Annotated in this window: 28 protein-coding genes; 13 read left to right on the top strand and 15 right to left on the bottom strand. The window is 67.3% G+C overall.

All coding sequences use genetic code 11. The annotated features are described in order from the left end of the window. Window positions 1-86 precede the first annotated feature (86 nt). The 3 genes from hemF (at window position 87) to I0K15_RS06125 (ending at window position 1,818) form a co-directional block, all read left to right on the top strand. The gene (gene hemF / locus I0K15_RS06115) at window positions 87-968 is read left to right on the top strand and encodes an oxygen-dependent coproporphyrinogen oxidase (RefSeq protein ID WP_422394006.1); all 882 of its coding nucleotides are present in this window, start codon (window positions 87-89) and stop codon (window positions 966-968) included. A gap of 67 nt (window positions 969-1,035) precedes the next feature. After that, window positions 1,036-1,224: a hypothetical protein gene (locus I0K15_RS06120; RefSeq protein ID WP_196104512.1), complete on the top strand. Its 189-nt coding sequence runs from the start codon at window positions 1,036-1,038 to the stop codon at window positions 1,222-1,224. A 21-nt stretch (window positions 1,225-1,245) separates the two neighbouring features. Beyond that, entirely contained in the window at window positions 1,246-1,818 is a 573-nt protein-coding gene (locus I0K15_RS06125; protein WP_196104513.1) for a hypothetical protein, read from the top strand. A 54-nt stretch (window positions 1,819-1,872) separates the two neighbouring features. Here I0K15_RS06125 and I0K15_RS06130 read toward each other — a convergent pair whose 3' ends face one another. The 4 genes from I0K15_RS06130 to I0K15_RS06140 form a co-directional block, all read right to left on the bottom strand. Beyond that, window positions 1,873-2,466, bottom strand: a complete 594-nt coding sequence (locus I0K15_RS06130; protein WP_230374308.1) for a LysE family translocator — start codon at window positions 2,464-2,466, stop codon at window positions 1,873-1,875. After that, window positions 2,463-3,071 carry a LysE family translocator gene (locus tag I0K15_RS21025; protein WP_230374309.1) on the bottom strand — a complete coding sequence of 203 codons (609 nt, stop codon included), beginning with the start codon at window positions 3,069-3,071 and terminating at the stop codon, window positions 2,463-2,465. Before I0K15_RS21025 ends, I0K15_RS06130 begins: the two co-directional genes overlap by 4 nt. Window positions 3,072-3,142: 71 nt before the next feature. After that, complete coding sequence (locus I0K15_RS06135) at window positions 3,143-4,297, bottom strand: CCA tRNA nucleotidyltransferase (protein WP_196104515.1); 1,155 nt, start codon at window positions 4,295-4,297, stop codon at window positions 3,143-3,145. Next, window positions 4,287-4,910 (bottom strand): CoA pyrophosphatase, encoded by a 624-nt coding sequence (locus tag I0K15_RS06140; protein ID WP_196104516.1) that lies wholly within the window; start codon window positions 4,908-4,910, stop codon window positions 4,287-4,289. Before I0K15_RS06140 ends, I0K15_RS06135 begins: the two co-directional genes overlap by 11 nt. A 38-nt stretch (window positions 4,911-4,948) precedes the next feature. On the opposite strand from I0K15_RS06140, the gene I0K15_RS06145 reads away from it, so the two are divergent. Continuing rightward, on the top strand, window positions 4,949-5,458 hold the full coding sequence (locus I0K15_RS06145; protein WP_196104517.1) for a DUF4329 domain-containing protein: 510 nt from the start codon (window positions 4,949-4,951) through the stop codon (window positions 5,456-5,458). Then, window positions 5,455-5,976 carry a DUF4329 domain-containing protein gene (locus tag I0K15_RS06150; protein WP_196104518.1) on the top strand — a complete coding sequence of 174 codons (522 nt, stop codon included), beginning with the start codon at window positions 5,455-5,457 and terminating at the stop codon, window positions 5,974-5,976. Before I0K15_RS06145 ends, I0K15_RS06150 begins: the two co-directional genes overlap by 4 nt. A gap of 345 nt (window positions 5,977-6,321) precedes the next feature. Here the strand turns inward: I0K15_RS06150 and hslO are convergent, their stop codons facing one another. Continuing rightward, window positions 6,322-7,374, bottom strand: a complete 1,053-nt coding sequence (hslO, locus tag I0K15_RS06155) for an Hsp33 family molecular chaperone HslO (RefSeq protein ID WP_196104519.1) — start codon at window positions 7,372-7,374, stop codon at window positions 6,322-6,324. A gap of 98 nt (window positions 7,375-7,472) precedes the next feature. Here hslO and I0K15_RS06160 point away from each other — a divergent pair, with 98 nt between their 5' ends. Continuing rightward, window positions 7,473-7,910, top strand: coding sequence for an NUDIX domain-containing protein (locus tag I0K15_RS06160; protein WP_196104520.1), 438 nt, complete (start codon window positions 7,473-7,475; stop codon window positions 7,908-7,910). 43 nt (window positions 7,911-7,953) lie between these two features. Here I0K15_RS06160 and I0K15_RS06165 read toward each other — a convergent pair whose 3' ends face one another. Next, entirely contained in the window at window positions 7,954-8,763 is an 810-nt protein-coding gene (locus I0K15_RS06165; RefSeq protein WP_196104521.1) for an ABC transporter permease, read from the bottom strand. Window positions 8,764-8,903: 140 nt separating this feature from the next. On the opposite strand from I0K15_RS06165, the gene I0K15_RS06170 reads away from it, so the two are divergent. Further along, window positions 8,904-9,482 (top strand): GcrA family cell cycle regulator, encoded by a 579-nt coding sequence (locus I0K15_RS06170; protein WP_196104522.1) that lies wholly within the window; start codon window positions 8,904-8,906, stop codon window positions 9,480-9,482. Window positions 9,483-9,788: 306 nt separating this feature from the next. Here I0K15_RS06170 and I0K15_RS06175 read toward each other — a convergent pair whose 3' ends face one another. From I0K15_RS06175 to I0K15_RS06210, 8 genes are all read right to left on the bottom strand, one after another. Continuing rightward, a complete protein-coding gene (locus I0K15_RS06175; RefSeq protein WP_196104523.1) occupies window positions 9,789-10,733 on the bottom strand; it encodes a TRAP transporter substrate-binding protein in 945 nt (314 codons plus the stop codon). A gap of 156 nt (window positions 10,734-10,889) precedes the next feature. After that, entirely contained in the window at window positions 10,890-11,603 is a 714-nt protein-coding gene (phoB, locus tag I0K15_RS06180) for a phosphate regulon transcriptional regulator PhoB (RefSeq protein WP_196104524.1), read from the bottom strand. A gap of 12 nt (window positions 11,604-11,615) precedes the next feature. Continuing rightward, the gene (gene phoU / locus I0K15_RS06185) at window positions 11,616-12,314 is read right to left on the bottom strand and encodes a phosphate signaling complex protein PhoU (RefSeq protein ID WP_196104525.1); all 699 of its coding nucleotides are present in this window, start codon (window positions 12,312-12,314) and stop codon (window positions 11,616-11,618) included. A 28-nt stretch (window positions 12,315-12,342) separates the two neighbouring features. Further along, window positions 12,343-13,131: a phosphate ABC transporter ATP-binding protein PstB gene (pstB, locus tag I0K15_RS06190; protein WP_422394012.1), complete on the bottom strand. Its 789-nt coding sequence runs from the start codon at window positions 13,129-13,131 to the stop codon at window positions 12,343-12,345. 38 nt (window positions 13,132-13,169) lie between these two features. After that, window positions 13,170-14,948, bottom strand: coding sequence for a phosphate ABC transporter permease PstA (gene pstA / locus I0K15_RS06195; RefSeq protein WP_230374310.1), 1,779 nt, complete (start codon window positions 14,946-14,948; stop codon window positions 13,170-13,172). Between the two features lie 13 nt (window positions 14,949-14,961). Beyond that, a complete protein-coding gene (pstC, locus tag I0K15_RS06200; protein ID WP_196104528.1) occupies window positions 14,962-16,338 on the bottom strand; it encodes a phosphate ABC transporter permease subunit PstC in 1,377 nt (458 codons plus the stop codon). 137 nt (window positions 16,339-16,475) lie between these two features. Then, window positions 16,476-17,465 carry a substrate-binding domain-containing protein gene (locus I0K15_RS06205; RefSeq protein ID WP_230374311.1) on the bottom strand — a complete coding sequence of 330 codons (990 nt, stop codon included), beginning with the start codon at window positions 17,463-17,465 and terminating at the stop codon, window positions 16,476-16,478. A gap of 132 nt (window positions 17,466-17,597) precedes the next feature. Next, a complete protein-coding gene (locus tag I0K15_RS06210) occupies window positions 17,598-18,899 on the bottom strand; it encodes a sensor histidine kinase (protein ID WP_196104529.1) in 1,302 nt (433 codons plus the stop codon). A gap of 121 nt (window positions 18,900-19,020) precedes the next feature. Here I0K15_RS06210 and I0K15_RS06215 point away from each other — a divergent pair, with 121 nt between their 5' ends. The 5 genes from I0K15_RS06215 to I0K15_RS06235 all read left to right on the top strand — a co-directional run bounded on the left by I0K15_RS06215 (window position 19,021) and on the right by I0K15_RS06235 (window position 23,021). Continuing rightward, window positions 19,021-19,431 carry a DUF1178 family protein gene (locus tag I0K15_RS06215; protein ID WP_196104530.1) on the top strand — a complete coding sequence of 137 codons (411 nt, stop codon included), beginning with the start codon at window positions 19,021-19,023 and terminating at the stop codon, window positions 19,429-19,431. Window positions 19,432-19,639: 208 nt separating this feature from the next. Next, on the top strand, window positions 19,640-20,320 hold the full coding sequence (locus tag I0K15_RS06220; RefSeq protein WP_196104531.1) for a regulator of G-protein signaling domain-containing protein: 681 nt from the start codon (window positions 19,640-19,642) through the stop codon (window positions 20,318-20,320). A gap of 97 nt (window positions 20,321-20,417) precedes the next feature. After that, window positions 20,418-21,041, top strand: a complete 624-nt coding sequence (locus tag I0K15_RS06225; protein ID WP_230374312.1) for a YdeI/OmpD-associated family protein — start codon at window positions 20,418-20,420, stop codon at window positions 21,039-21,041. A gap of 29 nt (window positions 21,042-21,070) precedes the next feature. Further along, window positions 21,071-21,709 carry a LysE family translocator gene (locus I0K15_RS06230; protein ID WP_196104532.1) on the top strand — a complete coding sequence of 213 codons (639 nt, stop codon included), beginning with the start codon at window positions 21,071-21,073 and terminating at the stop codon, window positions 21,707-21,709. Between the two features lie 61 nt (window positions 21,710-21,770). Next, window positions 21,771-23,021: an aspartate kinase gene (locus I0K15_RS06235; RefSeq protein WP_196104533.1), complete on the top strand. Its 1,251-nt coding sequence runs from the start codon at window positions 21,771-21,773 to the stop codon at window positions 23,019-23,021. A gap of 32 nt (window positions 23,022-23,053) precedes the next feature. On the opposite strand, the gene I0K15_RS06240 is transcribed toward I0K15_RS06235, so the two are convergent. Continuing rightward, the gene (locus tag I0K15_RS06240; RefSeq protein WP_196104534.1) at window positions 23,054-23,632 is read right to left on the bottom strand and encodes a hypothetical protein; all 579 of its coding nucleotides are present in this window, start codon (window positions 23,630-23,632) and stop codon (window positions 23,054-23,056) included. Window positions 23,633-23,918: 286 nt separating this feature from the next. Between I0K15_RS06240 and I0K15_RS06245 the strand changes: the two genes are divergently transcribed. Beyond that, window positions 23,919-25,055, top strand: a complete 1,137-nt coding sequence (locus I0K15_RS06245) for a carboxylate-amine ligase (protein WP_196104535.1) — start codon at window positions 23,919-23,921, stop codon at window positions 25,053-25,055. Window positions 25,056-25,063 lie beyond the last annotated feature (8 nt).

Here is a 25,063-nt window from a genome sequence, read left to right on the forward strand (position 1 = left end):
TCTCATCCCACTGGGTTGCGTGGTTTAAGGGCTTCGCCGCGCAAACGCCACCTTCCGCAAAAGGCTGAGATTGTATGAACACTGAAATGCGACCGGAAAAGGACCGCGCCGCCTCATGGTTTCGCGAGCTGCGCAACGAGATCTGCGCCGCGTTCGAGGCTCTGGAGGACGCGCAGACCTCCGGCCCCTTCGCCGATCTCGCACCGGGCCGGTTCGAGCGCAAGCGGACCGAGCGCGCCTCCGGCGACGGCTCGGACGCGGGCGGCGGCGAGATGAGCGTGATGCGCGGCGGGCGCTGCTTCGAGAAGGTCGGCGTCAATATCTCAGAGGTCTACGGCACGCTGGGCGAGGGGGCACAACGCGCCATGGCCGCGCGGAAGGACATGCCCGGCATGGCGGAGGACCCGCGCTTCTGGGCCTCGGGCATCTCGCTGGTCGCCCACATGCGCTCGCCAAAGGTGCCGGCGGTCCACATGAACACCCGCATGTTCTGGACCCCGCACGGCTGGTGGTTCGGCGGCGGCTCCGACCTCAACCCGATGCGGGAGGTCGCCGAGGACACCGCCTTCTTCCACGCGCAGCAGGAGGCGGCGTGCGCGCCCCACGGCGCGGACCTCTACCCGCGCTACAAGGAATGGGCCGACGAGTACTTCATGATCCGCCACTGGAACGAGGCGCGCGGCGTCGGCGGCATCTTCTACGACGACCACTGCTCCGGCGACTGGGAGGCGGATTTCGCCTTTACCCAGGACGTGGGCCGCGCCTTCCTCAAGGCCTTCGTCCCCATCGTCGAGAAGCGGATGTTCGAGGACTGGACCGAGGACGACCGCGCCCACCAGCTCTTCCGCCGGGGACGGTATGCGGAGTTCAACCTCGTCTACGACCGCGGCACGACTTTCGGCCTGCAAACGGGGCACAACCCGGAAGCAGTGCTGATGAGCCTGCCCCCCCTCGCCGCCTGGCCATGAAGATCGCAATTCTTCCTTAAGCGTATTACCTTGAGATCGGCGGCGACACGGACGGAGGAGTTGCCACATGACACGGGAAGAGCAGGATCTCGCGGACGAGAAGATGCGCGCGGAAATCGCGAGCCTCATTGCGACGACCGCAAAACTGAATGCGGAAACCGCCAAGATCATGCGTGAGCGGTTCTATGTGCCTTTCACGGTCTTTGCTGCGGTCATGGTGGCTGTCGCGACAGCCGTCACGAAGCTCCTCGTCTAGTCTCGGTCCTGTCTCTGCATCATGAAAATCGCCATCCTCGGCTGGGGCTCCCTGATCTGGGATATCGAGAACCTGGAGCCGCATGTGGCGGGCGACTGGCACATGCGCGGCGGGCCGGAGCTGCCGATGGAGTTCTCCCGCATCTCGCCGAAGCGGAAGATGGGCCTCGTCGTTTGCCTCGACCCGCAGCACGGCGCGGCCTGCCCGACCCACGCGATCCGCTCGACCCGCGCCCGGCTCACCGATGCGGTCAGCGACCTCGCCCGGCGGGAACGCGCGCCGGAAGACCTGATCGGCCGCTGCACCCAGGACGGCGCACATGGCCGCCTGCCGGAGGTGAACGAAGCAGTCATGGCCTGGTGCCGGATGAGCGGGCATGACGGGGCGGTCTGGACGGACCTGGAGCCCAACTTCCTCCTGTCCCGCGGCGTGCCGTTCAGCGTGAAGCGCGGCATGGACTACCTCCGCACGCTGGAGGGCGAGAGCCTCGCCGAAGCGCACCGCTACATCGAGGAGGCGCCGTCGACCACGATGACGCCCCTGCGCCGCGCGCTGACCACCGACCCGTGGTGGCAGGCCCTGCGCGCCGCCTAAGAGTTTTCGGCCCGAAAACTCTTCCAAACGATCTTCGGATGAAGATCGTTGCCCTCAGGCGAAGATCAGCGCCGCCGAGGCCGCCATCAGCGCCGCCATTCCGGTCATGAACGCCCGCCACAGCCGCTCGTCCGACAGCAGGCGTCCCAGAAGGTGCCCCGCGCTCGACCAGAACAGGCAGACGCCGAGGTTGATGCACGAAAACGCTATGGCAAGCGCCGCCCCGGCCTCCGCCGGTCCCCGCGTCGCGACGAAGGCGGAGGCCGCCAGCGCCACCGCCCAGACCTTCGGATTGACCCACTGGAACGCCACCGCCTCGATGAAGGTGAAGGGCCGGTCGCCCGCCTCCGCCCGGCTGGTGCGCGTCGCCCGGAACAGCTTCCACGCCAGCCACAGGATCCAGCCCGCTGCCACCAGCCGCAGGGCCAGCGTCAGCGCCGGATAAGCCAGCAGCAGCGCCCCGAGCCCGAGCCCCGTCAGCCCCGCCGTCACCCCGACCCCGGCCGCGACGCCCAACACGTGCGGCACGGTCGCCCGGAACCCGAACCGCGCGCCCGAAGCCGTGAGCAGCACCACGTTCGGCCCCGGCGAGAACAGCCCGGCAAAGACGAAGACCGCGAGCTCGACCGGGATCAGCCCCAGGATCACGGCCGCAGATCCGCGAAGAGCAGGCCGAACACCGTCATCACGATCAGCCCCGCCATCACCCCGTTGAAGAGCCGCAGCCGCAACGGCGTGCGCAGGAACCGCTGCAACGCCGCCCCGAACCCGGCCCATCCATTCGCCGAGGTCAGCCCCACCAGCGCATAGACGCCCGAGACCACGGCGGCCTCCAGCAGCGGCGCGCGGCCCGTCACGAATTGCGAGATCATCGAGATCGCCATGAGCCACGCCTTTGGGTTCACCCACTGGAACGCCGTCGCCTCCAGAAACGTCCAGGGCCGCGCGTTCGTCGCCCCCTCGCCCGGCGGCTTCGCGTTGAAGGTCTTCCACGCAATCCAGAGCAGCAGCGCCGCCCCGATCCAGCGCAGCGCCTCGCCCAGCAGCGGCGTGGCGAGGAACACCCCGCCCAGCCCCAGCGCCATGGCAAAGCACATCAGCGGAAAGCCCAGCGCCACGCCCAGCGCATGCGGCAGCGTCGCGCGGAACCCGAAGCGCGCGCCCGAGGACGCCAGCAGCGCGTTGTTCGGCCCCGGCGTCCAGACGGTCGCGGCGGCGAGCACGAAGATGGCGATCAGGGTCTCAGGCGTCATGCGGGGCTCCGGTCGTGCGGAGCGGTACATTCCGCGGGACGCCCCGCGCGGTCAATCGCGGGTTTGTACCCTCACGCCCCGCGCCGCTGACCGGGCTCGCGCCGCTGGCGCAGAAGAGCCGCCTTGTTGTGCTTGAGGTCGCTCGCATGCCAGAGCGTACGCAGCCGCTCCATCTCCACCCCCAGCTCGGGGCCCGGAGAGAAGGGTGGCATCAGGTCGGCGGCCTTCAATGGGAAGCTCGCGGCCGCACCCCGCGCGATCTCCGCCTCGACCTTGCGCGACGGCTTCCGGCCGAGGATCGCCGCCTCCATCAGGCACAGGTCGCGGGCGATGTCGGAACCATAGCGGCGCGCGCGCACCGCAGGCGTCTCGGGTCGGGCGAGTGCGGCCTCGGCGAGGATCAGCCCCTGCGCATCGCGCTTCGCCAGCCGCAGCCGCGACCGCCGTCCGCTCAGCGCCAGCATCCGCCGCTGCCAGCGCGGCGCCCGGCCGTCCTCGGCCCGGATCAGCGGCGCGATCAGGTCGAGCTGCGCATCGGGCAGCACCCGTTTCAGGACGCCCGCGCCCACCATCTCCTCCAGCACCGGCGTCGGATCGGGGGCAGCCAGCAGCTTGCAGAACTCCGCCGTCACCCGCTCCGCCGACAAGCCGTCGAGCCCGTTTGCAAGCTTCGTGCACGCGGCAAGCGCCGTCTCATCGGCCTCGCCCCGCCCGTACCACGCGCGGAAGCGGAAGAAGCGCAGGATCCGCAGGTAATCCTCCCGGATCCGCGTCTCCGCATCGCCGACGAAGATCACCCGGCGTGCCCGCGCATCCTCCAGCCCGCCCAGCGGGTCGACCACCTCGCCATCGGCGCGGGCATAGAGCGCGTTCATCGTGAAGTCGCGCCGCGCCGCATCCTCGGCAATGTCATCGGCGAAGGCGATGGTGGCGCGGCGGCCGTCGGTCTCCACATCGCGACGGAAGGTCGTGACCTCGTAAGGGACGCTGTCGGCAACCACGGTGACGGTGCCATGCTCGATGCCCGTGGGCACGACCTTCAGCTCCGCCGCCTCCATCCGGGCCACGACCTCCTCGGGCCGCAGGGGCGTCGCGATATCGATGTCGGAGACCGGCTCGCCCAGCACGGCATTGCGCACACAGCCGCCCACGAAATAGGCCTCGCCCAGCACCGACATCACCCGCACGGTGGCGGGGGTGGTCCGCCAGGAGCCTTCAACGTGCATGGATCAGGTCCGCAAAGGTGCGCAGGATCCGCGCCGTGGCACCCCAGATGTAGTAGGGGCCGTAGGGAATGGTGTAATAGCGCCGCTCCTGCCCGCGCCAGTCGCGCGACTGTACCGTGCGGTTAGCGCTGTCGAGCAGGAAGGCGAGCGGCACCTCGAACACCTCCTCGACCTCACCGGCCTCGGGCACCGGCGCGAAATCCGCCGGGATGCGGCCGACGAAGGGATGGACCATGAAGCCGGTCACCGTCTCATGCACCGGCAGCGCGCCCAACAGCTCGACAGAACCCGGCTCCAGCCCGATCTCCTCCCGCGCCTCGCGCAGGGCAGCGGCCTCGGCATCCGCGTCCCCGGGATCGACCTTGCCGCCCGGAAACGCCACCTGTCCGGGATGGTGCTTCAACTGCGAGGAACGGCGCGTGAGCACCACGTTCAGCGTGCCGGAGCGCTCGACAAGGGGGCAAAGTACGGCAGCCTGTCGCAGTTTGCGCCCGGGCGGGAGCAAATTCTTGACCTCGGCGTTCAGGTCGTAGTCCGATGAGGGGCCCGCGATCCCACGGGCCAATGCCTGCCGGATGTTATCAACCGAAGGATGTGACAATGGCGTATCCATCGCCGCTTGATGCCCCGCGCCGGGCAGGCTGGCAAGTCTTGGCGATCGTCCTCGCGCTCTTCGCCCTGCCTGCTGTTGCACAGGAGAAGAACCCGACCCATGCGCTCGCGCGGCAGGTCCTCTCCTCCATCCAGCAGCAGAGCGTTTCGGAGAGCCGGGAGTATTGCGGCTTCATCGGCTACGACAATCGCGGCTTCCTGCGCGCGACGGTGCCCGGGCCGGGGACCCATGCGAGCTGCCGGATCAAGGAGCCGCCGCCGGGCTGGCGCATCACGGCCTCCTACCACACCCATGGCGGCTGGACGGAGCGCTACGATGACGAGGTCCCCTCGACCCAGGACATGTATTCGGACATCGATGCGCGCACCAACGGCTACATCGCGACGCCGGGCGGGCGGATCTGGTTCTTCGACTACCAGCGCGAGGTCGCGGTGCAGCTCTGCGGCCTCGGCTGCCTCTACCAGGACCCGAATTTCACAGCGCGCGGCAGCGCCCCGGTGCGGGAGAGCTACACGCTGAATTCGCTGAGCAAGCGGTTCGGGGAATGAGGGGCGCGGCCGTCCTGCTGCTGGCTCTGGGCGCCTGCGCGCCCGGGACCGAGACGCTGGAGACGGACGCGCTCGCCCGCGCGGTGCTGGCGGGCCTCCAGACGAAGTCCTTCGAGGAAGACGTGGAGTTCTGCGGCTACATCGCCCGCCAGTCCTCGGGCGAGCTGCGGGCAAGCCCCGCGCGGCGCGGCACCTTCGACACCTGCACCTACAGCGAGCCGGGCAAGGACGAGGAGCTGCTCGCCTCCTTCCACACCCATGGCAGCTTCACGCTGGAATACGACGCCGAGGTGCCCTCGATCGACGACATGCTCGGCGATATCGGCGACGGCACGATCGGCTATGTCTCCACGCCGGGCGGGCGGCTCTGGCGGATCGATCCCGACACGGAGGTCGCGACCCTGCTCTGCGGCCTCGACTGCCTGCCCAGCGATCCGGAGTTCGAACCCGGGATCTGGGGACCGGTGCGGTCAAGGTACGACCTGCCTGCCCTGGAGGCGCGGTTCGAGGAAGGCTAGGCGAAGTGCCGAGGGCCGCGCCCGACCTGGAGGGCGCTTTCGAGACCGTAGTGATGGGTCCGCGCCCTCAAGCATCCACATCGCTCGTTCGGCGATAGGCACCGCCAACGCGCCCTCCGGGGGGAGGGTAAACGCCGTCCTGCAAACGCTCCGGTGGAGCGTCTGAGGCGGGAACGGGCGGAGCCCCAAACGGGCGCGGCCTGGCGGTGCCGCAGGGTGGGAAAGTCGGAAGCCGTTCCGCTCTCGAAGTCACTTGCCTTTGCGGGCCGGGCGCCCCCCGGCCAGCTGACCGCAGCACTCGAAACGCGAACGGGGCAGCTAATTGCTGCCCCGCCCCAAGCTCACCTACCGCTGCGCGCTGCGCGCCGGGCGGCCCGGCCAGCTTGGCAGCGCCTCCTCGGCCGCCGCCGCAGCCTCGTCCGGGTCGGCCTCGAAGCCCAGCACGTTGGGCGGCAGCACGTAATGCGCCCCGCAGAACTGGCAGTCGGCGGTCACGGTGCCGTCCTCGGTGGTCATCTTCTCGATGTCCTTCGGCCCGTAGATCGACATGGTCTGCACGACCTTCGCCGCCGAGCAGGTGCAGCCGAAGCGCACCGGCTGCGCGTCGAAGACCCGCGGCTGCTCCTCATGGAACAGGCGCAACAGCAGCCGATCGGGCGTCACGTGCGGGCCGATCAGTTCGGTCAGCTCAGCGGTCTCGACCAGCGTGGTCACGCGGTTCCAGTCCTCCTCGGCATCCTTGTCGATGAGGTCGTTGGCCGCGAGCAGACCGCCCTCGCCCGAGCCCTCCTCGCCCTGCACATGCATCCCCTTCTCGGGCATGTGCTGGATCATGATGCCGCCGCCGCGCCAGTTCAGCCCACTCTCGCCCTGCTCCTGCGCCGCGCCGATCACGAAGCGGGTGGGAAGCTGCTCGGACTGCGCGAAATACGTCTCCGCACAGCTCGCGAGCGAGCCGCCGGCCAGCGGGGTGATGCCCTGGTAGGGCTGCATCCCCTGCCCCTGGTCGATGATCATGGCGAACATGCCGCGGCCGATCTGGCTGAACGGATCCGCTTCCACATCAAGCCGTTCCGCATCGAAGCTCGCGTAAGCGCGGATCTCGGCCGCATCGCCGTCCGATTTCGGCGCGAAGTAGTCGGTCGCGATCAGGCGCAGCGGCCCGTCGCCGCGGATCTGAAGGCTCAAACGCCAGCGCAGCTTGATCGTCTGGCCGATCAGCGCGGTCAGCATCACCGCCTGCGCGACCTGATCGGCCACCGGCATCGGGTAGTCGTGCTGCCCCAGGATCGTGTCGAGGGTCGCGTCGAGCCGCGCCACGCGGCCGCGCATGTCGGATTTGTCGAGCTGAAAGGGCAGAATCGCGTCGTCCCACGCGATCGTCGCAGCGGTACTCATGAACGGGTCCCCTTTCTGTGGTGTGCCAGCCTTTTCACATGAGGTTGCCACATAGTATGGCGGGGGTCGCCATGTAACCCCGGACCATGGAGCCGCCGATGCGCCGTTTCGGAGAACCGCCCGCCCCCGACCCCGTTTATCGCGACAGGCCAGGCGCTTACGCGATCATTGCGGAGGGCGCATGGCTGCTTGTCGCGGAGACGACGAACGCGGGCGAGGACTTCCTGCTGCCCGGCGGCGGCATCGATCCGGGGGAGAGCCCGCTGCGCGCGCTGCACCGCGAGGTGATGGAGGAAACCGGCTGGCGGATCGGCGCGCCGCGGCGGATCGGCGCCTATCAGCGCTTCACCTACATGCCGGAATACGGGTACCACGCGCGGAAGGTCTGCTCGCTCTACGTGGCGCGGCCGGTTGCGGCGCTGGCGCGTCCGCTGGAACCCGATCACGAGCCCGTCTGGATGCATGCGCGCGATGCGGTCCGCATGCTCTCCGTCGGGGCGGAGCGGCACGCGGTCCGGCAGCTCTTCGATCTGTGACAGGATTTCGAGGCTCGTGCCGATCCTGTAACATATCGCGCGCTCAGCTCTTCAGCCGATACCCCGTAACGAAGAACCGCCAGCAGACCCACCACAGCGCCCCGATCACGGCGAGGCAGACCGCCGCGCCGAACCAGGGGGAGGAGTCCGACACGCCGAGGATCCCGAAGCGGAACCCGTCGATCACGTAGAAGATCGGATTGGCGTGGCTGATCGCCTGCATCAGCGGCGGCAAGGTCTCCAGCGAGTAGAAGGTGCCGGACAGGAAGCTGAGCGGCGTCACCACGAAGTTGGTGATCGCGGCCATCTGGTCGAACTTGTCCGCGTAGACCCCTGCGAGGATGCCGACGAGGCTGAGCAAGGTCGCGCCCAGCAGGACGAAGACGAGCGCCCAGAGCGGGTGCGCGACGCCGACCCCGCCGAAGGGGAAGACGACGAGGGCGACGAAGACCGCGACCAACGCGCCGCGCGCGACGCCACCGGCGACATAACCCACCATGATCTCCATCGGCGAAAGGGGCGGCATCAGCGTGTCGACGATGTTGCCCTGCACCTTGGAAATCACGATGGACGAGGAGGTGTTGGCAAAGGCGTTCTGGATCACCGTCATCATCACGATGCCCGGTGCGAGAAAGGCGGCGAAGGGCATTCCCATCACCTCGCCCCGCCGGTCGCCGAGGGCGAGGACGAAGATCAGCATGAAGAGGAGCGCCGTCGCCATGGGGGCCGCCAGCGTCTGGGTCCAGACATTGGTGAAGCGCCGGATCTCCCGCATTGCGAGGGTCTGCATGCCGAGGGTGTTCCAGCGCCCGAAGCGACGCTCGCCCATCGGGCGGTGATCTGTCTCTGCCATGATGTCCTTCCGGCCGGTGAGGTGGGCCGTGCTCTTGTATCTGGTCGGCCGGAGACCATAATATGGGCTCTGCCAAACGGTATGTCTGATCAGCGGTCAATATGGACCGCGTTTTTGTTTTTGGAAGGTGGGAGCGGCCGATGTCCTGGACCGATGAGCGCGTCGAGATCTTGAAGCAGATGTGGGCCGAGGGAAAATCCGCCTCCGTCATCGCGAAGGAGCTGGGCGGCGTGACCCGCAACGCGGTGATCGGCAAGGTGCATCGCCTGGGCCTGTCGAACCGGACCGCGGCTGCATCCTCGACCGCGAAACCGGCCGCCGAGGCGCCGAAGCCGGAGCCCTCGCCGCAGCCGGAGCCAAAGAAGGCGGAACCGGTGCAGGCCGCACCGAAGCCGGAGCCGAAACCGGCGAACTCGCCCGTGCCGCCGCGCAAGCCGATCATCACCGCCGGTCAGCCGCTGCCGCCGCAACCCTCGGCCAACGAGATCAGTGCCGAGGCGCTGGCCAACCTCGCCGAGGTGGAGAAGAAGGCGCGCAAGCTCAACCTGATGCAGCTCACCGAGCGGACCTGCAAATGGCCGATCGGCGATCCGGCGACCGAGGAGTTCTGGTTCTGCGGCCTGCCCTGCCAGGCCGGCAAGCCCTATTGCGAGGCGCATACGGCGGTCGCGTTCCAGCCCATGTCCTCCCGCCGCGACCGGCGCTCGGCGAGCCGCTGAGCGGAGGGTTCTCGCGGCTTTGAGGGTGGAAGATCGTCGGGTCAGGCCCGACGATGACGCTCCGGGGCGGAGTGATCGGGGCGCTTTCCTATCCATCTGTCATGCTCGGACTTGATCCGGGCATCTCCCGCAGCTGAGATCAGGATCGTCGGATCAAGTCCGACGATGACGTACGTCCTGGCACAGGCGTGCTCGCACGACCGTCATGCCCGAGACCCGATCCGGGCGTTTCTTCCGGGCAAAAAAATCGCCGGGGCGGGCCCGGCGATCATGTGTCGAGAGGTGGGGCACAGCGCCCCGCCCGTTTCAGAGCTGCTGCACGCTCGTGCGCCGCCGCAGGAGGTCGAGCGCGCCGTCGCCGTCGAAGCCCTCGGCCGCGACCGCTTGTGCCCAGCGCTGCTCGTACCCGCTGGCAAGATCCGCGAAGTCGGCGATCAGCTCGTCGGAGGCGCGCTGGATGGTCATGCCGATATCCGCACAGCGCTGCTTGCCGAGGTAATCCGCCTCGTCCCACGACTTGCCGGCGAGCAGGCCGATGACCTCGCCCGAGACCTGCTGCACGATCTGCTGGTCGCGGTCGGAGATGCGGTTCCACGCATCCGAGTTCATCACCAGCATCCACGTCGCATTGTAGATCCCGCCCGGCATCTCGAGCCCGGTGGTCACCTTGTCCGCGAAGTTGAAGGCGGGTGCGGCCTCCCACGGGAAGGTCGCGGCGTTGATCTGGTCGCTCACGAAGGCGTCGGAGATCTGGCCAGGGGACAGGAACTGGTTCTCCGCCCCGAGCTCGGTCACCATCTCGGTGATGTAGCCGCCGGGCGTCCGGACGCGAAGCTGCTGGAAATCGTCCAGCGTGCGGATCTGCACGCCGTTCAGGAACAGAAGGCCCGGCCCGTGGGTCCAGAGGCCCAGAAGCTCCACGCCCTCGTGTTCCGCCGCCGCGTTCAGGTCGTTGCGGTAGATGTCGGAGAAGACGATGGCGGTGCCGAAGCTGTCGCCGAGAAAGGAGAACTGGCCGATCTGCGAGCGCAGGAACGCCTCCTGCCCCGAATAGCCGTGCAGGGTGTAGACGATGTCCGCCTCGCCGGATTGGGCGAGGCCGAGATGCGCGGGCGGCGGACCGAGCGGCGCATCGAGGATCTCGATCTGCACGCGGTTGTTCGTCGATTGCGCCACGATCTCGATCCACGGATCGAGGATGTCGTAGGGCACGGTGTGCTGGCGGGGCAGCCAGGATGAGAGGCGAAACACCTGAGTCTGAGCCCGGAGGATCCCGGGAGCGGCCAGGGCGGCCATACCTGCCGCGCTGCCGGCCAGAAGGCTACGACGTTTGATGGTCATACGTTATCCTGAACGATTTATAAGCGTTTTGCATGATAACTCGCCTTGAAAGATGGCGTCAAAATGTCAGGACGCCTTTGCCGCCGCTCCTCCGGCATATGTTTCATCCAGGGCATACCCGGCCGACCGCACGGTGCGGATCGGGTCGGCCTCGCCGCGCCGGTTCAGCGCCTTGCGCAGGCGGCCGACATGGACGTCCACGGTCCGGATCTCGACATAGACGTCGTGGCCCCAGACGCGATCGAGCAGCTGTTCGCGGCTGAACACGCGGCCCGGGCGCTGGATCAGCACGTCGAGCAGGCGGAACTCGGTGGGCCCGAGATGCACGTCCCGGTTGCCCCGGCGCACGCGGCACGTCTCCCGATCCAGGGAGATGTCGGCGAAGGTCGCGACATCGCCCGCCACGGTCGGGCTGGTGCGGCGCAGGACGGCGCGCATCCGGGCCACGAGCTCCGACATGGAGAAGGGCTTGGTCATGTAGTCGTCGGCGCCGATCTCGAGGCCGCGGACGCGGTCCTCCTCCTCCCCGCGGGCGGTGAGCATGATGATCGGGATGTCCTTGGTCTGCTGGCGCGCGCGAAGCTGGCGGCAGATCTCGACGCCCGAGACGTTGGGCAGCATCCAGTCGAGGATGATGATGTCGGGTGCGTCCTCCTCGACCGCCACCAGCGCCTCGTCCCCCTCCGACGCGACGGCGACCGTGAAGCCTTCCTTGACGAGGTTGTATTTCAGAAGCTCGGAAAGCGCCTCTTCATCCTCGACGACCAGAACCTTTGCCATCGTGCTGTCCCCTCAAAGTCCTTCCAGTCCGATCGGTTCGCCCTTGGGGCGGTCATCGCCGAGCGGTTCGCCCTCGACGATGTAGTAGACCATCTCGGCGAGATGGGTGGTGTGGTCCCCGATGCGTTCGAGGTTCTTTGCGATGAAGAGGAGCTGCGAGCCGAGGCCGATGGTCCGCGGATCCTCCATCATGTAGGTCACCACCTCGCGGAAGATGGAGTTGTAGATCTCGTCGATCTCCACGTCGCGGCGCCAGATGGCGACCGCGAGTGCCGTGTCCTTCGAGGTATAGGCGTCGAGCACCTCGGTCAGTTGGCCGAGGGTCTGCGTGCCCATGCGCACGATGGACGAGCTGATCTTCACGGGGCGCACGCTGGCGAGGTAGACGGCGCGCCGCGCAATGTTCTTCGACAGATCCCCCACCCGCTCCAGCGTCGAGGCCATCTTGAGCGCAGAGATCAGGATGCGCAGGTCGCCCGCCATCGGCTGGCGCAGCGCGATGACGCGGGTGGTCAGCCGCTCCACCTCGACCTCGAGCGCGTCGAGGCGCTTGTCGCGGGCGATGACCTCCTGCGCGAGCTGCGGATCGCGGTTCTTAACCGCTTCGAGCGCGGAGGACAGGAGGTCCTCGGCGAGGCCTCCCATCTCGGAAATTCGGGCCTGGACGGCGATCAGGTCGTCGTCGAAGGCGGAAACGATGTGCGGACCCATGGCGTACCGGTCCTCCCGTCAAAAACTCCTAGCCGAAGCGCCCGGTGATGTAGTCCTGGGTGCGCTTGTCCTGGGGGTTGGTGAAAATCTGGTTGGTGTCACCATACTCCGCGATGACGCCGAGATGGAAAAATGCGGTCTTCTGGCTGACGCGGGCGGCCTGCTGCATGGAGTGCGTCACGATCACGACGGCGAAGTCCTGCCGCAGCTCGTCGATCAGCTCCTCGATCTGGGCCGTCGCGATGGGGTCGAGCGCGGAGCACGGCTCGTCCATCAGCAGCACCTCGGGGGCCGTTGCGATGGCGCGCGCGATGCACAGGCGCTGCTGCTGACCGCCGGAGAGGCCGGTGCCCGGCTCCTGCAGGCGGTCCTTCGCCTCGTCCCAGATCGCCGCGCGGCGCAGCGATTTCTCCACCACCTCGTCGAGGTCGGCCTTGTTGTTGACGAGGCCGTGGATCCGCGGGCCGTAGGCGATGTTGTCGTAGATCGACTTCGGGAACGGGTTGGGCTTCTGGAACACCATGCCGACGCGGGCGCGCAGGGTCACCGGATCGACGGACTTGTCGTAGATGTCCTCGCCGTCCAGCAGGATCTGCCCGTCCACCCGTGCGATGTCGATCGTGTCGTTCATGCGGTTCAGGCAGCGCAGGAAGGTCGACTTCCCGCACCCCGACGGGCCGATGAAGGCCGTCACGGTGTTGTTGAGGATGTCGACGTCCACGTCCTTGATCGCGTGGGTGTCGCCGTAGAAGACGTCCACGTTCTTCGAGGCGATCTTCACTTCGCGGTTCGAGATGTTCTTTTCGTTGAGGCGCATGTTGGTCATGTCGGGTTGTCCTTCTTCGGCCATTGGCGTCACCAGCGCCGCTCGAAACGTTTGCGCAGGAACACGGCGAGCGCGTTCATGAGCACGAGGAAGATCAGAAGCACGCAGATCGCGGCCGCCGTGCGTGCCTCGAAGGCCCGCTCGGGGAAGTCGGACCAGCGGAAGACCTGAACCGGAAGCACGGTTGCAGGGTCGGTGATCCCGCCGGGGATGTCCACGATGAACGCCACCATGCCGATCAGGATCAGGGGAGCGGTCTCGCCGAGCGCCTGCGCCATGCCGATGATCGTGCCCGTGAGGATACCGGGCATCGCCAGCGGCAGCACGTGGTGGAAGCTCGTCTGCAACTTCGAGGCACCAAGGCCCAGCGCCGCGTCCCGGATCGAGGGCGGCACCGCCCGGATCGCGGCGCGCGAGGCGATGATGATCGTGGGCAGCGTCATGAGCGCGAGCACGATCCCGCCCGCGATCGGCGCGGATCGTGGCACCCCGAAGAAGCCGAGGAACACGGCGAGGCCCAGCAGGCCGAAGACGATCGATGGGACCGCGGCGAGGTTGTTAATGTTCACCTCGACGAAGTCGGTGAAGCGGTTCTTCGGCGCGAACTCCTCCAGATAGATCGCGGCGAGCGTGCCGACCGGGAAGGCGAGCACGAAGGTGACGATCATCGTCCAGAAGGAGCCGACGACGGCACCCCAGATGCCCGCCCGCTCCGGATCGCGGCTGTCGCCGGCGGAGAAGAGGCGCCAGTTGAAGACCTGCTCGACCGCGCCGTCGCCGCGCAGCTCCTCGATCCAGACGATCTTCTCGTCGGAGATCGGGCGCGCGATGGCGGGCACCGGCTGGACGTAGAGGGTGTAGTCAGCGCCTGCGAGGTTGCGGTCGGCGAGCGGGACGAGGATCTCGGCCGTGGCGGTCGAGGCGCTGACGGCGGTCGCCTTCAGCCAGCCGCCGTTCACCTGGATCAGCACGCTCTCGTTGTTCTCGGTCAGCTCCTCGAAGCCCTCGGGATCATCGGCGCGGGCGCGCAGATCCTCGACCTCGGCGAGCAGGGCGTCGCGCGCGTCGGCGCGGCGTTGCGCTTCCTCAAGGTTGCGGGTGCGCTCCTCTTCGGTCTCGGCCGCCTCGGCGCGGCGCTCGAACTCGACGCGGCCCGCCTCCTGCCGGCCGGCCTCACGCTCACGCCGGTTGGAGAGCTGGACGAGATCGCGCTGCACGTCGCGCAGGATGTCCTCGAAGATCGGAGCGGATGCCTCGATCGCGACGCTGTCCTCCTCGTCGAAGGTGAAGTCGAGATCGGCGTCGGTGTCCGGCGTGCGCAGGGTCCCGAACTCGCCCTTGAGGTATAGGTCGGTGACGTCGGAGGCGAGCATCCGCACGTCGATGGTCTGTCCGATCAGGTCCGGATCCGCGATGACCATGTCGCGCAGGTCGAAAGCGGCGGCGGCGGAGTAGAGATCGCTGAGCTCGCGGCGCAGGGTGCGCCCCTCGACATAGTCGAAACGCTCGCGCACCTCGTCGCGCACGAGGCGCTCGTAACTGCCACCGCGCAGGGTCGAGGGATCGGACGGGTCAACGCCCAGCTCCTCCGCCGACAGCTCGATGGGCAGCGTGATATAGCTCTCGCTGAGCGCGTAGCGGGCGTTGCCCACCACCGACCACATCAGGGTGACGAGCGCGGCCCCGGCGAGGAAGATCGCGGCGATGCCGTAGGCCTTCAGCCGCATCTCCGCCGCGCGACGCTTCTTGAGACGCCTTTGCGAGGCATCCGAGCCGTGCACCGCGCTGAGTTCGTTCATGGCGACCATGTCTGCGGCCTCCTCAATCGTACATTTCGCGATAGCGGCGCACGATGCGCAGCGCGATCACGTTCAGAAGCAGCGTCACGCAGAACAGCGTGAAGCCCAGCGCGAAGACGGGGCCGGAGGCGGTCTCCAGATCCGTGTCACCGGTGTAGAGCATGACGATCTGCACGGTGACGGTCGTCACGGCCTCCAGCGGGTTCCAAGTGAGGTTCGCCCCCTGCCCCGCGGCCATGACCACGATCATCGTCTCACCCACCGCGCGGGAGATGCCGAGCAAGATGGCCGACACGATGCCCGGCAGGGCGGCGGGCAGCACGACCTGGCGGATGGTCTCGGCCCGCGTGGCGCCAAGGCCGAAGGAGCCGTCGCGCAAGCTTTGCGGCACCGCGTTGATCACGTCGTCCGACAGCGAGGAGATGAAGGGGATGATCATGATCCCCATCACGGTGCCGGCTGCGAGGGCCGAGGAGCTGTCGACGCCGAGGCCCAGCCACGTGCCGAGGTCGCGGATGGCCGGCGCGACGGTGATCGCGGCGAAGAAGCCGTAGACCACGGTGGGCACGCCCGCCAGAACCTCCAGCATCGGCTTTGCCCAGGAGCGGGTGCGCTTCGATGCGAAGTCGGAGAGGTAGATCGCGGCGAAGAGGCCGATGGGCACGGCGACCAGCATCGCGATGATGGTGATCATGAACGTCCCGGCGAAGAGCGGGACGGCGCCCACGCGCTCGCGGTCGATGGCGCCTTCGCTGACGCCGGAAAGCGGCGACCAGGTGGTGCCGAACAGGAACTTGTCGATGCGCCAGCCCAGCTTCTCGAAGAAGCTCAGCGTCTCGAAGATCAGCGAGAGCACGATGCCGATCGTGGTCAGGATCGCGATGACGGCGCAGACCATGAGGATGGTGCGGATGATCGTCTCGGACCGGTTGCGCGCGCGCCAGTCGATCGAGATCTTGCCGTGCGTGATGAAGGCCGTCGCCCCGGCTGCGAGGATCGCGAGGGCGGAGGTGACGTAAAGCCTCCACGAGTCGAGCGATCCGATGGTCTCCGCAAGGCTGGTGCGCAGCTCGTCGGTGCGCGAGGGGATGCCGCCATTCCGGATCGACCAGGCGTCGGACAGGATGAGCTGTTGTTCGATGAAGGGCGCGTCGGGCCGCGCTTCCTGAATGATGCCGAAATAGATCGAGCGGTTGAGGAAGATCCAGCCCTCGCCCACGATCAGCAGCACTGCGATGCCCACGATCAGCACCCACAGCATCGAGTAGGTGCCGTGATAGCTGGGACGCGAGTGCAGGACCGCGAGGTTCCCGCCTGCGGACGACACGGCGCGCTGGCGCGACATCCCGTATGCCGCGATCGACAGAGCGATCACCAGAACGAACGCTATCAGAAGCATCTTGCCCTCATAAAACGCGCGATCCGCCCCTGCGGACCGCCATACTGCCCCGGTTCGACCGGAGTCTCAGAAGTGAGACAGGGGCGCCATGCGGCGCCCCTGCGAATTTGGTTGGAACCGCATCACGCGGTTCCGGCTCAGAGATCGCCCGACTGCAGGGCCGTCAGGTTGTTCACCTGGCTCTGCACGTCGAGGAACTCCTCCTCGGGCAGCGGGATCAGGCCGATGTCGATGAGCTGACCGTCTTCGCCGATCATCTCCTCGGACATGAACATGTCCGCGAACTCCTGCATGCCGGGGATGACGCCCACATGCGCGTTCTTGATGTAGAAGTAAAGCGAGCGGGCCACCGGGTACTCGGCCGACGCGATCGCGTCGAAGGTCGGCTCGACACCGTCGACCACGGCGCCCTGGATGGCGTCGGAGTTCTGGTCGAGGAAGGAGAAGCCGAAGATGCCGAGCGCCTGCGGGTTCGCCTCGAGGCGGGACACGATCAGGTTGTCGTTCTCGCCCGCGTCGACGTAGACGCCGTCGTCACGGATCTCTGCTGCGTTCTCGCAATCTGCGACGCCTGCTTCCTCGCAGCCCTCTTCCATCACGAGCTCTTCGAACGCGTCACGGGTGCCGGAGGACGGCGGCGGGCCGAAGATCTCGATCTCGACCGCCGGCAGGGACGGGTCGATCTCGTTCCACATGGTCGGCAGGTCGCCCTGAGCGGCCAGCGCCTGGTAGAGCTGGGCGCGGGTCACGTTGTAGACCGGAGCCGAACGATCGTTTGCAACGACGATGCCGTCGTAGCCGATCTTCGCCTCGGTGACCTCGGTCACGCCGTTCTCCATGCAGGTCTCCAGCTCGGAGCCCTTCATGCGGCGGGAGGCGTTGGTGATGTCCGGGTGCTCGACGCCGACGCCGGAGCAGAACAGACGGATGCCGCCGCCGGAGCCCGTGGACTCGACGATCGGCGTCTGGAAATCAGTCGTGTTACCGAAACGCTCAGCCACAGCCGTGGAGAAGGGGAACACGGTCGAGGAGCCGACGATCTGGATCTGCTCACGCGACTGTGCGTTGGCTGCCGCAGCGGCGACGAGGCCGGCGGTTGCGAGCGCGATGATGCTGGTGATTTTCACAGCAATGAACTCCGCTTGTTTCGGACCTCTGCGGGTCCTGACTTGTCTATGACCAAAAGGTCACATGATACCCCGTGAGTCCCTCACGGTTGCGGGTGTTCTACAGAGCGCCAGTTTCGGAATTATGACAGTTCATGTCATTGATGTTAAACGGACTTCCTCATCTGCCCTTAGGTCAGATTCCGCATATTCCGCGACCGGCAGCCACATCGTGAATCGACTGCCCTGTCCAACCTGTGAACTGATGTCGAGCTCGCCGCCATGCCGCGCGAGGATGTGCTTGACGATGGCGAGACCGAGCCCCGTGCCGCCACGCTCGATGCTTTGCTTGGCGTTCACGCGGTAGAACCGCTCGGTCAGGCGGTGGATGTGCTCGCGCGCGATGCCGGGGCCGTCATCTGTGACGGTGATGCCGGTCATGCCGGGAAAGCGCACGTCCGGCGGAGCGGTGGAGACGGCGACGTGGACGCCCTCGCCACCATACTTCACGGCATTGTCGATGAGGTTGGTGACGACCTGCGCGATCTGGTGGCGATCGGCGCGGACCTGGGCGCCCAGACCGGCGAGATCGACGTCGAGCTTGGCGGCGGTGCGGCTGAGCAGCGGGCGCATGCCGTCCGCGGTCTCCTGCACCAGATCATCGAGATCGCAGAGCTCGGCCGGAGCGGTGTGCGCGTCCATCTCGATGCGGGAGAGGGACATGAGGTCGTCGACGAGCCGCTGCATCCGCGCGGCCTGCAGGTCCATGATGCCGAGGAAATGCGCCTGCGCGTCGGGGTCGTCCTTCGCATGGCCGCGCAGCGTCTCGATATAGCCGATGATGGAGGCGAGCGGCGTGCGCAGCTCGTGGCTCGCGTTGGCCACGAAGTCCGACCGCATGCGCTCTGTCGCCAGCCGCTGCGTATGATCGTCGAGCTGCACGATGACCTGGCGGCCCGGTCCGAAATCGCCCCCGGTGGGCAGCGTGGCGACCCGGGCGGCGAGCTGGACCTCCATCCCCTGCAGGTGGGCCGAGAAGCTGACATTGCGCGGCGCGGACCCGTCGATCACCTCGGTCACCGCCTGCACGAAGGCGGGCGCGCGGAAGAGGAGGGAGAAGTGCATCCCCGGCTCCAGCCGCGGCAAGAGCGCGCGTGTCGCGGCATTGGCGTAGCTCACCCGCCCGCGCGCATCGAACAGGAACAGCGGCGTGGGGATGAGGTCGAGGAGCTGGCGGCCGAAGCCGGTGGGCAGCTTGCTCTCCTCCGGGCTCGCGATCCCCGTCTCCGCCGCGGGCTCGGGTGCCAGCACGGCGATGCCGATCGCGGTGAGCCCGCCGACGATGAACATGGAAAGCACCACGCCGAACGCCCCAGCCTCGCGCTGCGCCCCATAGGCTGCGCCCACCGCACAGGCGGCGATGATGAGGGTGAACATCCAGTTGCGCGAGGTCATGGTCTCCCCAATGGGTTGCGTGGCTCCGCTTCTACACGCCGCAGGGCGCCGGGCGAAGGAGGATTGCATTCATGGTCGCGTCATATATCTCTCGCTGGTCCTCAACAGTAGCCGGGCCGAGATGATCCGCTATTCGCTCAAATGTCGCGACGCGCATGACTTCGAGAGCTGGTTCGCCAACAGCGAGACGTTCGACACGCTCGCCGCAGGCGGTCATGTCGCGTGCCCGGTCTGCGGCTCGACCGAGGTGGAGAAGGCCGTGATGGCCCCGCGGGTCGCGACGCGCGAGGCCGCTCCGCTGTCGAAGCCCGCCTCCCCGGCGGAGCAGGCCATCGCCGAGCTGCGCAAGAAGGTCGAGGCGGAGAGCGACTATGTCGGCCGCGACTTCGCCGCCGAGGCCCGCCGCATCCACGAGGGCGAGGCCGACGAGCGCGCGATCTGGGGCGAGGCGAGCGGCAAGGAGGCCAAGGCGCTCGTCGAGGATGGCGTGCCGGTCATGCCCCTACCCTTCGGCCCGCGCCGCACGAACTGAGGCGGGCCCGCCTGCGGCGGGATAAATCCCTTCATCCTCCGAACCCTGCCCGCCCCGCGCGGCACTCATGGTCATCGCTGCCTCGTCAACCGGCGCGTGTGGGGAGCCGGGCCGACCTGCCCGGACCGAGACGCTTCCGCGCGGCTGCCGAGGTGAACGGAACAGGCTGGCGCGCGCAGGCGGGCCGGCGGGATGGAGCACGGCAAACATGACCAAGACAATCGACGGCGTCAGCTACCCGACGGACCTGAAATCGATCCTGAGGGACCGCAAGCTCGCCAATGCGCTCGGCGAGTATCTCAAGAAATCGGGGCTCTTCGAGGATCTCCTCTTCATTCTGTCGAAGGACAGCAACCAGCGCCTCTACGCCACCTTCATCGATCCGAACGCCCGGCTTACGGTGAACATCTCCAGCTCGGAGCGTCAGGAGGTCATGGATCTCGCCGCGGATGTGGCAGCCGGTCGGATCGGCTGGAACGACCCGTCCATGACCAAGGCCATCAACGACGTGAAGGGCAAGGTGATGAGGCTGATCGAGGACGACCGGCTCGATGGATCGAGCGGCTTCTACGCGTCCGACGCGTTCCGCAAGATGCACAAGCCGCGGGTGGTGGAGCAGGCACCCGACATCAACGCCGCCATCGCGGAGGTGACGAAGAAGCTCGACAAGAAGAAGCTCAAGGTCCTCGGCTACGAGAACATCAAGGAGAAGAACCTGCTGATCTACGTGCAGCAGATGGCCGCCTACTTCCTGATCGGCGACGCCAAGAAGGCGAAGGCCGCCTATGACAAGATCCAGCGGATCGAGCCGGCGAACAGCCTGGGCGCCAAGGTGCCGTTCGCGGGGATGGAGAAACACCTGAAGACGACGAAGGTGCTGCCGAACTGACGGGCTATGCCGTCTTGCAACGACCCCGGCGGCTTTCTGGCCGCCGGGCGACGTGATAGCTTTACGCGCAGCGGCCCGTCCGGCCGGTGGTGCGCCCATGATGATCACCGACATCGAGGACTATTTCGCGAAGGGATGCGGACGCTGCGAGCGCTTCGACACCCCCGACTGCTCGACGAAGCGATGGGCGGCGGGGCTGGCCGCACTGCGCGCGATCTGCCGGGACGCGGGTCTGGAGGAGGCGGTGCGGTGGGGCCATCCCTGCTACCGGCATGCGGACCGGAACATCGTGATCATCGGAGCGCTGCGAAACGACTTCCGCCTCAGCTTCTTCGATGCGGCACTGATGACGGATCCGGAGGGTGTGCTGGAACGGCAGGGGCCGAACACGCAGCATGCCGACATGATCCGCTTCACCTCCAACGACGCGGTTGCCGGGATGGCGGCGGTGATCCGCGCCTATCTCGACGAGGCGAAGGGATATGCCGCAGCGGGTCTTCGCCCGCCGAAGAACACGAGCGAGCCCGAGCTGCCCGACGAGCTGGTCGCCGCCCTCGACGGCGATCCGGAGCTGGCGGAGGCCTTTCATGGTCTCACCCCGGGCCGTCGCAAGAGCTATGTCATCAACCTCCGGTCGGCCAAGCGGCCGGAGACCCGCGTGAAGCGCATCGCCGGGTTCCGCGAGAAGATCATCGCGGGCAAGGGCGCGATGGAGCGCTGATCCCACCACCCTCAACGAAAGCGTAGCCGATGCCCTCTGCCGACCTGTTGCTCGCCTTCCTCGCCGCCGCCGCGGTCTTCGCCTACATGCCGGGGCCTGCGATGCTCTATGCCGCCGCACAGACAGTGGCGCGCGGGCGGCGCGCCGGGCTGATGGCCTGCCTCGGCATCCATATGGGCGGCTACGTGCACGTGATCGCGGCCGCCTTCGGCCTCGCCGCCCTCTTCGCCGCGGTGCCGGTACTCTTCACCGCGCTCAAGATCGCGGGGGCGATCTACCTCGTGTGGCTCGGCCTCACGATGATCCGGCGGCGCGGGGAGGTGGTGGAACTGGACGGCATCCTGCCCGCCCGCTCCGCCCGGCGGGCCTTCTTCGACAGCATCGTGGTGGAGGTGCTGAACCCGAAGGCGGCGCTCTTCTACCTCGCCTTCCTGCCGCAGTTCGTGGACCCGGCGGCGGCGTTCCCGCTGTGGGTGCAGTTCCTGATCCTCGGCACGGTGGTGAACGCCATGTTCGCCTCCGCCGACCTCGTGGCGGTCTGGCTGTCGGCGCGCGTGGTGCAGCGCCTGCGCCGGTCGGACCGGGTGCAGCGCTGGATGCGGCTGATCGGGGGCACGCTGCTGGTGGGCCTGGGCGCGCGGCTGGCGCTGGAGCGCAGCGGGGCCTGACCTTGCGGGGGCGCGCAGGCTCCGCTAAGACCCGCCGGACCGTTTTCCGGGGGACCTTTCCATGCCTCGTCTCGTCATGAAGTTCGGCGGCACGTCCGTGGCCGACATCGACCGCATCCGCAATGCGGCGACCAAGGTGAAGCGTGAGATCGACGCGGGCTACGACGTGGCCGTCATCGTCTCCGCCATGTCGGGCAAGACCAACGAGCTGGTGGGCTGGGTCGATGAGGCATCGGTGGCGCCGGGCGCCAACCGCTCCGGCTTCTTCGACGCGCGGGAATATGACAGCGTGGTGGCGAGCGGCGAGCAGGTGACGGCGGGCCTGATGGCGCTGACGCTCCAGCAGATGGGGATCGACGCGCGGTCCTGGCTCGGCTGGCAGGTGCCGGTGAAGACCTCGTCGGCCCACGGCGTCGCCCGGATCGAGGAGATCGAGACCGAGGCGCTCGACGCCCGGTTCGCGCAAGGGACGCACGCGGTGATCGCGGGCTTCCAGGGGATCAGCGCGGAAGGGCGGATCACGACGCTGGGCCGCGGCGGGTCGGACACCACCGCCGTCGCATTCGCCGCCGCCCTTGGCGCGGAGCGGTGCGATATCTACACGGACGTGGACGGGGTCTACACCACCGATCCGCGCATCACGAAGAAGGCGCGCAAGCTCGACCGGATCTCCTACGAGGAGATGCTGGAGCTCGCCTCGCTGGGGGCCAAAGTGCTTCAGGTCCGCTCGGTGGAGCTTGCGATGGCGCACAAGGTACGGCTCGCCGTGCGGTCGAGCTTTTCGGACGAGCCGGGCACGCTGGTCTGCGACGAGGAGGAAGTCATGGAATCGAATGTCATCTCGGGCGTCGCCTACAGCCGCGACGAGGCCAAGATCACGCTCTTGAACCTAAAGGACACGCCAGGCGTCGCTGCCGGCGTCTTCGGCCCGCTGGCCGAGGCCGGGGTGAACGTGGACATGATCATCCAGAACATCTCGGAAGAGGGGTTCACGGACATCACCTTCTCCTGCCCCGTGGACCAGGTCGCGCGGGCGGTGAAGGCGATGGAGGATGGCAAGGCGTCGGGTGCGCTCGGCTACGAGGCGATGGTCACCGACGAGGACGTCGCCAAGATCTCCATCGTCGGGATCGGGATGCGGTCGCATGCGGGTGTGGCAAGCCGGATGTTTGAGGCGCTGAGCCGCGAGAACATCAACATCAAGGTCATCACGACGAGCGAGATCAAGGTGAGCGTCCTGGTGGACCGCAAGTACCTGGAGCTCGCCGTGCAGGCCCTCCACGACGAGTTCGAGCTGGAGAAGGCGGGGTAGCGCTCCCAGCGGCCGGAGCGGCTTCTACAGCATCATACCGATGGAAAGCCCAGAACGACGATGGCGACCCCCTTGAGGGATTGCCGCCGCATCAGCACCGAACCCTCATCAAAGGTCGTCATCCTGAAGATGAAGTAGTAGGCGAAGAGTGGCCAGAACCAGACCAGAAGGGCGATCACCCAGCCGAAGAGAAAGCACCACAGGACCATCCCCGCGAACTCGACGATCCTGAGCGCGACAGGGCCGGGCCGTCGGTGCGGGCCCAGCCGGTCCACCAGCGTGCGAAACCAGATGGCGCCCGCGGCCGGTGCGACCGGTGCAAAGATGAAGTAGCCAATCTCGATATAGGCCGCGGGCAGTGACCGCTGGCTTTCGATGAGCCATCCGTAGAAGTACGAGACGAGCGCATCCACACCGAGACTGTCGATGAGAAGGTCGATCAGCGCCGCGACGCCCGTCGTAGGCGGCACCGTTCCGGCGAGCGCCGCACTGACGTTGATCCCCGCACGGGCCGAGACCAACACTCCCGCCATCACGATGTAGGCCGCTATGATCTGTGCGGCCGACGGTATCCTGGCGATAAGACTGCCATTGGCGTCGTCTTCGAACATGGCGCCGAACTCGATGCGAACTTCGGGTCGGTCCCGATATACCGGATGACCGTGAAGGGCCTGTGATCAGGGTGTGAGAGGCCGCGGGCGGCGCGTCGGCGAGGCCGTGCCGAGGCTGGCCAGGGACCATCTCCGGTGGAGCCGCCCTTTCGCGGGCGAGTTGTCGCGACTGTCTAGTCCGCTCACGAGCCAAAGCGCCGCATTTCCAGCCCGGATCCTTGCACTGTGGTCCATTCCCGGGCCTGATCGGCGGACAGAACATGATGGCGGCAGTGAAGGAGATCGGATGAAGGACAACGGCACCCCCTCCTTCACGTTGGGGATCGAGGAGGAGTATCTGCTCGTCGATCGGGAGACGATGGACCTCGTGGCGGCACCCGAGGCGCTGATGTCGAACTGCCTCGACCGGCTGGGCGACAAGGTGAGCCCGGAATTCCTGCAATGCCAGATCGAGGTCGGGACCGGTGTGTGCCGGACCGTGGCCGAGGCGCGGGAGGATCTGGCGGGTCTGCGGCGCGGGGTGCGGGATGCGGCGGCTGAGTACGGGCTGGCGCCGATTGCCGTCTCCACCCATCCCTTCGCCGACTGGCACAAGCAGCGCTTCACCGACAAGGAGCGGTACCGGGAGCTGGAAAAGGACCTCGCCGGGGTCGCGCACCGGATGCTGATCTGCGGCATGCACGTGCATGTGGGGATCGAGGATGACGACCTGCGGATCGATCTGCTGAACCAGTTTCCCTACTTCCTGCCGCATCTGCTGGCGCTGTCGGCGTCGTCTCCGTTCTGGGAGGGGAACGAGACGGGGCTGCATTCCTACCGGCTGACGGTGTTCGACAACCTGCCGCGCACGGGCCTGCCGCCGCGCTTTGCCAGCTTTGCCGAGTACAAGCGGTCGATCGACGCGATCATCGGGGCGGAGATCATCGAGGACGCGACCAAGATCTGGTGGGACCTGCGGCCCTCCGACCGCTTTCCGACCCTGGAGTCGCGGATCTGCGACGTGACGCCCCGGCTCGACGATGCGATCGCGATCGCTGCACTCACTCAGAGTATCTTTCGCATGCTCTGCGCGCTGCGGCGGCAGAACCAGCGGTGGCGGATCTACGATCGGTTCCTGGTGGAGGAGAACCGCTGGCGGGCCCAGCGCTACGGGCCGACGGACGGGCTGATCGATTTCGGCATGGCGAAGGTGGTGCCGTTCGACGAGCTGATCGCCGATCTCATCGAGCTGGTGGCCCCCCATGCGGAGGAGCTGGGCTGCCTTACCGAAGTGCAGAGCGTCACCGGCATCCTGGCGCGCGGAACGAGTGCTTCGCGACAGCGAACCGTGCTGCAGGAGGCGCTGGATGCGGGCGCCGACCGGGCGCAGGCGCTGCGGGAGGTCGTGCGCGCACTGGTGGCGGATTTCAGCGAGGGGCTTTGAGAGCAATG

Origin of the sequence: Pontivivens ytuae, assembly GCF_015679265.1 — a bacterium.
In the GTDB taxonomy this organism is placed as follows: Bacteria; Pseudomonadota; Alphaproteobacteria; order Rhodobacterales; family Rhodobacteraceae; genus Pontivivens; species Pontivivens ytuae.